Below are 9,973 nucleotides of genomic sequence, written 5' to 3'. Positions count from 1 at the left end.
TGCGCTTTTGCAAGTTGGCTGACCAAGAAAGGCGATATTTTCCGCATGAATGCTGACCCATTAGTCATTTAGGAAAACTTAAAAAATGAATGAAGAGTCAGTCAGAGGTGGTGTGCTGGGTGGATAATCGAGTTGCCACCCTCGGCGTTCGGTGGTACAACGGCCGGAGCAACACGTCGAAAAGAGGATACATGTCGAATCAGGAAGTAGGGTTGCGGACCGTCTTTGTGGATAACAAACCCACATCGAGGCAATTGAGGAAGGCGAAACTTGTGGTGGTTGAAGGGGACCAGAAAGGGAAGTCCTTTGAACTCACAAAATCGCGTACCTACGTGGGCCGTTCTTCGGTCAATGATATTACGCTTAAAGATACTTCGGTAAGCTCCACACACTTCGAGCTTCGGGCTGAAGAAGATGGTCTCTTGCTTCGCGACCTTGGGTCGACGAACGGTACGCTCCTAGGTGGCTGCCGAGTCCGTGAGGTCTACCTGGCGCCGAACACGACATTTCGAGCGGGAAACACGACCTTTTCGTTTCAACCGAGCGACGAGATTATCGACATTCCACTTTCTGCTGAAGAACACTTCCAGGGCGTGATCGGGCGCTCGGTGTCTATGCGAGAGGTCTTTGCCACTCTGGCCAAGGTCGCCCCCTCCGAACTGACTTGCCTCATCGAAGGCGACACCGGAACCGGTAAGGAGCGCATCGCGCGCGCCATCCACGACGCTTCTCGCCGAAGCTCTAAACCCTACGTCGTGCTCGATTGTTCTTCGATTCCTAAAGACTTGATGGAGTCTTATGTTTTTGGCCATGAGAAAGGCGCATTCACCGGTGCTGTGAATCAGCACAAGGGGGCGTTCGAACAAGCCAATGGCGGAACGCTCTTTATGGACGAGATCGGCGAGCTAGACCTTACGTTGCAACCAAAACTCCTGCGGGTGCTGGAGAATCGAGAGTTCAAACGCGTCGGCGGAAACCAAACCATCCGCACCGACGTGCGCGTGATCGCGGCGACCAATCGTGATCTGCGCCAAATGGTCAACGAAGGGAGTTTTCGCGAAGACCTCTATTTCAGATTAGGGGTGATCAACATCAACATTCCCGCGCTCAAAGAGCGCCGAGAAGATATTCCACTTCTTGTTGAGTCGTTCATTGCGGATGTGGCGAGCCGCAGGCCAGATCTTCCTAAAATGCGAATGACCGCAGACGCGATGGATATGCTGATGTCCTACACGTGGCCAGGTAACGTCCGCGAGCTGAAAAACGTCATCGAGCGCGCCGCTAACCTCGCCAATGATGGAAAGATTGAAAGGGCAGACCTGCAGCTGGCCAATTCCTTGGGGCCCGCGCCTGTGGCTGCTCCTCAGGTCAGTGCCTCGCAGACGGCCGGGGATATCTCGCATATCACGGTGGACCTCAATCTCCCGTATAAAGACGGCAAACAGGTGGTTCTCAACGCCTACGAATACGACTATCTAAAGAAGATCATTGCCGAGTTTGATGGCAATATCTCTCAAGCCTCCAATGAGGCAGGACTTACGCGGTATCACTTGCGCGAACTCCTCAAAAAACACGACCTAAAATAGTCTACGAGGGCTCTGTCCTCGTAGGAAGGGCGCGGGAAAATCGACAAATGTCCAAAACCTAAATTGCCCGTGGATCCAAAAATGCCTCCAAGATAGAAGCTCCCAAGATAGAAGCTGCCGAGATAGAAGCCCTCAACTACCTTCAGAATCTGCCAACTCATATGACTAAGCCACTAAAATTTGAACTCCTCAAGACCGACCACGATGCAAGGCGCGGCCGCGTAACTACACTGCATGGCTCCTTCGAGACCCCCGCGTTCATGCCTGTGGGTACTCGTGGAACGGTCAAGGGGCTTATGCCCAGGGACCTAAAGGAAACGGGTTCCGAAATCTGCCTCGGGAACACCTACCACCTCCATATTGCGCCCGGAGACAAAGTCGTCCGAAAATTCGGTGGCCTCCACGAGTTTATGGGCTGGGACAAGTCGATTCTCACCGATTCCGGCGGGTTTCAGGTCTTCTCCTTGCCGGGGGTTCAGGTGGAAGAAGAGGGTGTGACCTTCAAGTTTGAGAAGTCAGGAAAGCCCGTCACCTTGACGCCCGAGCGAAGTGTTCAAATCCAGGAGAACCTCGGGGCGGACATCTTCATGGCCTTCGATGTGTGCGTGGAGTTTCCGTGTGATTACAGGCGCGCGCAGGAGGCAGTCTACCGCACTGACCGCTGGCTAAAGCGATGCAAAGAAGCTCAAACCACCGCCGATACACAATCGCTCTTTGGAATTGTTCAAGGCTCTACCTATGACGATTTGCGTGCGCTCAGCGCGCAGCTGACCATCGAGCACGACTTGCCGGGTTACGCGATTGGCGGTGTTTCGGTGGGCGAGACGCACGACCTCATGATGCAGGCTATCGAGTTTGCCGCTCCGTTTCTCCCCAAGGACAAACCTCGCTATCTAATGGGTGTGGGTTATCCGGAGGACCTCGTCGAGGGTGTGGCGCGCGGTATCGATATGTTCGACTGCGTACTTCCGAGTCGCCTTGGCCGCTCAGGCGTCATCTTCTCGAGGCGAGGCCGCTACCGCGTGACCAAGGGGAAGTACCGCAATGATAAGTATCCGCTCGATACCAATTGCTCGTGTTACGCGTGTCAGAACTTCTCTCGCGGCTATATCAATCACCTGCTCAACGTCAAAGAGATCCTCGGCTCAACGCTCGCTACGCTCCATAACATCACGTTCTATCAGGACCTGATGCGCGGTATGCGTGACGCCATCGAGCAAGGCCGCTTCGAAAAATTCCGCGAGAACTTCTTGGAAGAGTACCTCTCGGAAGATCGTTTCGAGGAGCTCGTCCAGTCCCGCGACGACAACGACGAATAGCACCCTTATCTGGCGCCGTGCATCTGAGGGTGGCAAAATACCTTGGAGGTTCTCAATGCGAATTTTTCTTTTTTTGGTGCTCCTGCTCGTCTCGTCGGATCTAATGGCTCAAGGGCTCGCTGAGCAGATTCGAAAGGCGCACGGTGATTGGTCGGACGTAAAGTTCGTTGAGTTCACCTGGACCGCTCAGGCCCGCGGCATGAGCCGTACCTACGTATGGGATCGGACGACCGGGCGCGTTAAGGCCACGATTGGTGATACCACCGTGGACATTCCTGCGACTGGAGCAGGTCTAAAAGAGACTAACGAGATAGAGGCACATAAGGCGTTCATCAACGACTCTTATTGGCTTCTTTTTGAGCAGTTCATCTTTCGAGACGACGTTGAGTTGGTAGAAGGCGCAGGCAAGATTCCTGGGCAAGAAAGCGAGTCCAAGTGGCTCGAGGTTCGGTACTCCTCTGGTGGCTATACGCCTGGTGACACCTACAGGCTCTACGTCAACGATAAGGGCGTGGTTTTTGGGTGGGCGTACTTTCCTGGAGGCCAAAAAGAACCGCGCTTCTACATGACTCGCGAAGCCCTTCAGACTCAGGCAGGGATTACGTTTCCCACCGACTTCAAGCAAGATTCAAAGACGGTCATCAAGCTTGAGAACGTCAAGATTCGATGAGATCGAACGGCTCAATCACCCATTCTTTCTTCCGCGTTCGTGTCAGCCGCTTGAAATAGTATTCGGCCTTAGAAGCTTGAGATCTCGACTCAAACTCGGCCTCTTGGAGAAGACGGACCGGCCGCCTGGCTCGCGTGTAACGGGCTCCTTTGGCCGAGGTGTTATGCTCCTGCAGCCGGCGTTCTATCTCGGTCGTGATTCCGGCGTATAGCGTGCCGTCAGCACACTCTACCACGTAAAGAAACCAGGCCATTAGGTCTTTAGGATGCCAACGGGGCAACTCACGCCCGTGCCACCAATACCGCAGTAGCCATTGGGATTCTTGGCCAGGTACTGCTGGTGGTAGTCCTCAGCAAAATAGAACTCAGGCGCGTCCAATATCTCCGTGGTGATTTCGCCAAGGCCCGCCGTCTTCAGCGCGGTCTGGTAGGCATCGCGAGTGCTCGCCGCCAACTCCTTTTGAGCTTGTGAGTAAGCGTAAATACCCGAGCGATACTGCGTTCCTAGGTCATTTCCCTGGCGCATCCCCTGGGTAGGGTCGTGGTTTTCCCAAAAGACTTTCAAGAGGTCTTCGTAGGAAACTTTAGTAGGGTCATAGACCACTCTGACGACCTCGTTGTGTCCGGTCTGTCCGCTGCACACCTCTTTGTAGGTCGGGTTTGGTGTGTAGCCTGCGGTATAGCCAGCGGCCGTAGAAAGCACGCCTGGTATCTGCCAAAACTTTCGCTCGACACCCCAAAAGCAACCCATTCCAAACAAGGCGAACTCCATGCCTTCGAATTCGGCATCGAGAGGAGTGCCCAGAACATAGTGTTTTTCTGGCACGGGCATCTTCTCGGTTCGGCCTGGGAGCGAGCTCTCAGGGGTGGGCATTTCTGGTTTTTTGAATGTTAGGAACATCTCGACCTCCTCGTCAGGGCTTGGATGCCGCAGGCGCCCTGAAGGTTTGCAGATACTAGCCAAACACCAGCACTCGCGATAGACCATAGGGGTAAGAATCCCGAGACGGAGTAGTTATGGGAGAATGGTCATGGGAGAAACTGCCGGACCTCAGTGGAAAGCTCGGCGTGGTCACGGGAGCGAATTCCGGGCTTGGTTTTGAGACGACAAAGATGCTCACTGCTCGTGGTGCTCGAGTCGTGATGGGTTGTCGTTCCGTAGACAGGGCGGAGGAAGCACAGGAGAAGATCAAGGCAGATTTACCCTATGCGCGTTTGGAGATGATTCCTCTCGACCTCGCCGACCTCTCGTCAGTTCAGAAGTTCGCGAAAAAGTTCAATGCGGTCCATGATCGTTTGGACATCTTGGTGAACAACGCCGGAGTGATGGCTATCCCTTACACCAAGACCAAAGACGGTTTTGAGATGCAGTTGGGGACCAATCACCTTGGGCATTTTGCACTGACCGGCCTTTTGGACCCGAAGATTAAGGCCACGAGTGGGGCGCGCGTGGTTCAGGTGAGCTCCAACGCTCATAAATTTGGGAAGATGCAATTCGACGACCTACAGTGGGAAAAAGGCTACGATAAGTGGCGTGCCTACGGTCAGTCCAAACTTGCGAATCTGCTCTTCATGTTTGAGTTGAGCCGGCGTTTTCAAGCGGCGGGGAGAGATACAATCTCGCTCGCTGCACATCCAGGTTACGCCGATACCAACTTGCAGATGCTCGGTCCGAAGATGGAAAACTCGGCGTTCGGCAAATTCGCCATGTCCATGGGCAACAAGTACTTTGCGCAATCCGCAGAAGATGGTGCGCTGCCTGTCGCCTACGCGGCCGGGATGCGTGATGTAGAATGTGGCCAGTACTTTGGACCATCGGGCTTCATGGAAATGAAGGGAGGCCCCGCTATCGCCGAAACCACGCGAAAGGCGCGCAGTATTGAGGATGCGACACGACTCTGGGAGGTCTCGGAAGAGCTCACAGGCGTCAAGTGGACGCCTTGACCTCGACGATCGCTTCGATTTCTACAGGACTGTTGAGGGGGAGCGACGGTACGCCGACGGCGGAGCGGGCGTGTTTGCCCTTTTCGCCAAACACCTCGGCGATGAGCTGTGACGCGCCATTCGCCACAAGGTGCTGGTCGGTAAAGTCATGTGTCGACGCCACAAAGACGTTGAGTTTTACGATGCGTTGAACCCGGGAGAGGTCGCCAAGTGCACTCTTGAGTTGTGCCATGATGTTGATGGCGCATTGTCTGGAGCATTGGACGGCAACCTCAAGGTCCACGTCGCGCCCAACGACACCCGTGGCCACAAACTCTTTTCCGTTCATCGCGATTTGACCGGCGGTAAAGAGGGTGTTTCCAGTTTGCACCCACGGCACATAGGCAGCGGCTGGAGCGGGGGCTTCGGGAAGCGAGATACCGAGTTCGTCGAGTTTTGATTCAGGTGAAGACATCGTTTGGACTCCGTTCAATGGGTTGTTGAGTTGTGCCCAATGTAGATTCACGGGTCAAGCCGGTTGCCTGCAATCGAGTGGTGATTAGACTCGCTGACGAGACTATCCTTGGTGAATGCTGGAGAATCAGGAGTAGATATGAACGTGATCGAAGTGAGCGACCAGACCTTTGAAGCAGATGTGATTCGGCGCTCCTACGAAGTGCCTGTGGTTGTGGACTTCTGGGCGCCGTGGTGCGGACCGTGCCGCGTTTTGGGACCTGTTTTGGAAGGGCTCGCAAACGAGTCGAAGGGCGATTGGGTGCTCGCCAAAATCGATACGGATGCCAATCAGGCAAAGGCACAGGAGTACAGGATTCAAGGGATTCCCAACGTTAAGGCCTTCGTAAACGGCAAGGTCGTCGATGAGTTCAGCGGAGCGCTCCCCAAACATATGATTGAGCAGTGGCTGGCAAAGGTGATTCCGAGTGCGTCGGACAAGGAACTCGCCGCTGCCAGGGGGTATCTAGCTGACCACCAACTGGCCAAGGCCCGTGCGATTTTTGAGCGTTTGAACCAGGCGGAGGACCGAAATCTTGAGGCGATGATCGGATTGGCTGAGGTCGCTATCGGTGAGTGCCTGGACGGCGAAGAAGCGAAGTTTTCGGAAGCCCTTGGGATTTTGGAGTCGATCACAGACGCAGAGGAGGCCCTTATCGAGCAAGACTTCGCGCGTGTTTGGCTGCTCGTCGAGGGCTATCGGCAACTGAGCGCTGCACGCGAGCGATGGGGCGGTGACCCGCGAACTTCATTGAGCAAGGAGATTGAGTCGAGCCCGCGTGACCCTGAGTTTCGTTGGATGATGGCGATGATCGAAGGCGCGGCCGGAGAGAAGGAGAGGGCGCTGCAGCATTTGCTTGAAATCGTGAAATTCAATCGTGGGTTTCGCGATGACGGCGCACGAGTGGCGATGGTGCGGATATTCAAAATCCTCGGAGATGACGACCCATTGACGCATCGTTATCGCCAAGAACTTGGGCGTTGGCTCTACTAAGTCTGGTACGTGTTCTCGAGCTTTGCTACACTCCGCAAGCTATGAGAAAAATCACGTTTTTGGCACTTTTTGCCGGTTTGGCATTTGTGGGTTGCTCGAGCGAGGACTCACCGTCTGAGCCAGAGGTTCGAGCGGAGCTTGAGGCACAGCCTGCAAAGCTTCCACGTCTAACTCAAACCCAATACAACCAGATTTTGAGGGACTTCTTCGGGCCAGACCTCGTCTTGCCCGTTCGGCTTGAGCCCGATGCGAGAACCTCGGGTCTCGTTGCGGCCGGCGCCTCGGCGACCAGCATCTCGACTCGCGGAGCTGAACTCTATGAGACCGCGGCCTATGAGGTTTCGCGCCAGGTCATGCAGACCCCAGAGATTCGTGATCGGGTGATGCCTTGCGAGCCATCGGGTGTTGAGGATTTGGCCTGTGCAGAGGAGTTTATCAAGACCTTTGGGGAACGCGCTTGGAGACGCCCTCTTGATTCTGAAGAAATTGAGCGGCTCTTGGGTATCAGCCAAGAGGCTATCAGTGTCACGGGCGCTTTTTATGACGGTCTGGAGTTTGCGCTCGCCGCGATTCTTCAATCGCCGAACTTCCTCTTTCGTGCTGAGCTAGGCGAGGATGCTAGAGATCTCAATGCGTACGAGCTCGCGAGCCGCCTAAGTTTCTTTCTTTGGAACACTACGCCAGACAACGAGCTTCTGGAGCTCGCCCGTAGCGGGGAGCTCTTGGATGATGCGGTCTTGGAAGAAACCGTAGACCGGATGTTGGAGGATCCACGGGCGAGGAGAGGTGTCAGGCAGTTCTTTGTGGACCACTACGAGCTCGACCGTCTCGATGGACTCACGAAGGCTCCGGAACTCTTTCCTCATATCAGCGAGGAAGTAGGCGAGAGCGCTCGAGAAGAGACGCTGAGCGTGCTCGAGGAAATCATCTTTGATGGCTCTGGGGATTTTCGGGATGCCCTTACTACCAGAAAGACCTTCATAAACCGCAAACTCGCTGCCATTTACGATGTTCCAGCGCCTGCACGAGAGGGTTTTGCCGAGTACGAGTTTTCTCAGGAGAGCCTGAGGCGCGGCATTCTAGGTCATGTGAGCTTCCTGGCCGTGTGGTCGCATCCGGTCTCTACTTCGGCCACTCTTCGAGGCATGTTCGTTCAACAAAAGCTGCTCTGCCGCGTGGTTCCACCTCCTCCAGCCGGCGTAGATACTTCGATTCCTGAGCCCACCGGAAACGAGCCGACCCTGAGGGATCGCATTGCGGTTCACCTCGAAGACCCGAATTGCGCGTCCTGTCATAATCTGACCGATAAGATTGGACTCGCGTACGAGAACTTCGATGGTATCGGGCGTTACCGTCCGACGGACAACGGCGCTCCTCTTGAGCTCGCCGGTGATTTGGATGGTGATGCGTTCGAAGACCCAACCGATCTCGCCGAACTCGTGAGAGAGCACAAACGGCTCGGCGAGTGTTTGACGCAAAAGATGGCGGCTTACGCCACGAATTCAGGAGATTACGCGGGTGAGGATGAGGATTTGCGGCGTCTTGCTGAGTCTTTCGCAGCCGCGAATTACGACGTCAAATCCCTGATGAAGGCATTGGTTCTGAGCGACGCGTTCAGAAAAGTGAAGGTGAGCGAATGAGTCGACGAACGAGAGGATTGACCCGTAGGACCATTCTCAAAGGCATGCTCGGAGGTATGGCGGTTAGCGTGGGCTTACCAGTGTTGGAAGTGTTCCTGAACTCTAACGGCAATGCGCTCGCGCAGGGGCAACTCATCCCGCCGAGGTTCGGCCTCTTCTTCTGGGGCAATGGGGTACATCCAGAGCGTTGGGTGCCCACTGGTGAGGGAGCCCAATGGGAGCTATCGGAACAACTTTTGGGGCTCGCTGGGGTCAAAGAAGAAATCACCGTGGTTTCGGGCACCGAGCTCAAGGTGCCCAACGTGATCCCGCACACTTCCGGAGCGTGCGGAATTCTTTCGGGAACGCCTCTGATTGTGGAGGGGCAACACGAGACCTTTGCCGGACCAACCATTGACCAGATCATCGCCGACGCGCTCGGAAATGAGACGCGCTTTCGCTCACTCGAGTACGGGGCCGAGGCTAGTGCTGGACTTTCGTACAACGGGCCGGACAGCCGAAATCCGCCTGAGACGTCGCCCTGGGCGCTCTATGACCGGATTTTTGGGACCGGATTCCGTCTGCCCGGTGAGGACGCTCAGGTCGATCCGAGGATTGCGCTCAGGCGTAGTGTCTTGGATGCCGTGATGGAGGATTCGCGTAAACTTCAGGGCAGAGTAGGGGCCGCAGATAAGGCGCGCCTTGACCAGCACTTCACCTCGATCCGAGAGCTGGAGCTGCGCCTGCAGCGCTTGGAAGAAGACCCGCCTGACCGTGCGGCGTGCGCGCGTCCTGAGGGGCCGCTGCGCGAGTACCCGGCATTGGACGGGCGTGCACAGGTCAGGGAGAAGAATCGTGCGATGTGCGACCTTGTGGCGCTTGCGCTGGCGTGCGACCAAACCCGTGTCTTTAGCAATTATATTACCTATCCGGTAAACAACTTGCTCTTCGAAGGTGCGTCTGCAGGTCACCACCAGCTCACGCACGACGAGCCCGGAGACCAGCCCGAAGTCAACGCGATCGTGAAGTATCTGATCGAAGAATTCGCGTATATGGTCGAGTCGTTGAGGGCGATTCCTGAGGGGGATTCTACGCTTTTGGACAATTGCGTGGTGCTCGGAACCTCGGACGTCTCGTACGGTAGGACGCACTCCTTGAGCGAGTTCCCGATTTTGTTAGCCGGTACGGCGGGTGGAGCGTTGAAGAAAGGAGTTCACTATCGCTCAGCGTCCGCTGAAAACGCCACGCGCGTACCCCTGACCATAGCTAGAGCTCTTGGTGTGCAGTTAAGCGAGTTTGGAAAGGATGAAGGAAAAGCAGCCGACTCTATCGGCGCTCTGGAAGTCTGAA

General features: G+C 55.4%; 10 protein-coding genes. 7 read left to right on the top strand and 3 right to left on the bottom strand.

Annotated elements, in window-relative coordinates; genetic code table 11:
- Nucleotides 1-191: 191 nt before the first annotated feature.
- The 3 genes from FRD01_RS04255 to FRD01_RS04245 all read left to right on the top strand — a co-directional run bounded on the left by FRD01_RS04255 (nt 192) and on the right by FRD01_RS04245 (nt 3,575).
- Nucleotides 192-1,586 carry a sigma 54-interacting transcriptional regulator gene (locus FRD01_RS04255; RefSeq protein ID WP_249755995.1) on the top strand — a complete coding sequence of 465 codons (1,395 nt, stop codon included), beginning with the start codon at nt 192-194 and terminating at the stop codon, nt 1,584-1,586.
- Nucleotides 1,587-1,747: 161 nt separating this feature from the next.
- Nucleotides 1,748-2,905, top strand: a complete 1,158-nt coding sequence (gene tgt / locus FRD01_RS04250) for a tRNA guanosine(34) transglycosylase Tgt (protein WP_146957932.1) — start codon at nt 1,748-1,750, stop codon at nt 2,903-2,905.
- 55 nt (nt 2,906-2,960) lie between these two features.
- The gene (locus FRD01_RS04245) at nt 2,961-3,575 is read left to right on the top strand and encodes a hypothetical protein (RefSeq protein WP_146957930.1); all 615 of its coding nucleotides are present in this window, start codon (nt 2,961-2,963) and stop codon (nt 3,573-3,575) included.
- Here FRD01_RS04245 and FRD01_RS04240 read toward each other — a convergent pair.
- Nucleotides 3,562-3,828 (bottom strand): GIY-YIG nuclease family protein, encoded by a 267-nt coding sequence (locus FRD01_RS04240; RefSeq protein WP_146957928.1) that lies wholly within the window; start codon nt 3,826-3,828, stop codon nt 3,562-3,564. The genes FRD01_RS04245 and FRD01_RS04240 overlap by 14 nt on opposite strands.
- Nucleotides 3,828-4,475 (bottom strand): peptide-methionine (S)-S-oxide reductase MsrA, encoded by a 648-nt coding sequence (gene msrA / locus FRD01_RS04235; RefSeq protein WP_146957926.1) that lies wholly within the window; start codon nt 4,473-4,475, stop codon nt 3,828-3,830. The genes FRD01_RS04240 and msrA overlap by 1 nt, the downstream gene beginning before the upstream one ends.
- Before the next feature lie 116 nt (nt 4,476-4,591).
- On the opposite strand from msrA, the gene FRD01_RS04230 reads away from it, so the two are divergent.
- Nucleotides 4,592-5,518, top strand: coding sequence for an oxidoreductase (locus tag FRD01_RS04230; protein ID WP_146957924.1), 927 nt, complete (start codon nt 4,592-4,594; stop codon nt 5,516-5,518).
- Here the strand turns inward: FRD01_RS04230 and FRD01_RS04225 are convergent.
- The gene (locus FRD01_RS04225) at nt 5,502-5,972 is read right to left on the bottom strand and encodes a RidA family protein (RefSeq protein WP_146957923.1); all 471 of its coding nucleotides are present in this window, start codon (nt 5,970-5,972) and stop codon (nt 5,502-5,504) included. The two genes, FRD01_RS04230 and FRD01_RS04225, sit on opposite strands and share 17 nt — an antisense overlap.
- A gap of 138 nt (nt 5,973-6,110) precedes the next feature.
- Here FRD01_RS04225 and FRD01_RS04220 point away from each other — a divergent pair, with 138 nt between their 5' ends.
- From FRD01_RS04220 to FRD01_RS04210, 3 genes are read left to right on the top strand one after another with little or no spacing between them, the layout of a single operon-like run.
- Nucleotides 6,111-7,004 (top strand): tetratricopeptide repeat protein, encoded by an 894-nt coding sequence (locus FRD01_RS04220; RefSeq protein WP_146957921.1) that lies wholly within the window; start codon nt 6,111-6,113, stop codon nt 7,002-7,004.
- A gap of 41 nt (nt 7,005-7,045) precedes the next feature.
- Entirely contained in the window at nt 7,046-8,644 is a 1,599-nt protein-coding gene (locus FRD01_RS04215) for a DUF1592 domain-containing protein (protein WP_146957919.1), read from the top strand.
- Nucleotides 8,641-9,972: a DUF1552 domain-containing protein gene (locus tag FRD01_RS04210; protein ID WP_146957917.1), complete on the top strand. Its 1,332-nt coding sequence runs from the start codon at nt 8,641-8,643 to the stop codon at nt 9,970-9,972. Before FRD01_RS04215 ends, FRD01_RS04210 begins: the two co-directional genes overlap by 4 nt.
- Nucleotide 9,973: the final 1 nt, after the last annotated feature.

Origin of the sequence: Microvenator marinus (genome assembly GCF_007993755.1) — a bacterium.
Taxonomy (GTDB): domain Bacteria; phylum Myxococcota_A; class Bradymonadia; order Bradymonadales; family Bradymonadaceae; genus Allomicrovenator; species Allomicrovenator marinus.
Note: the sequence above shows the minus strand (reverse complement) of the source record. Positions and strands in the feature narration are given on the sequence as shown.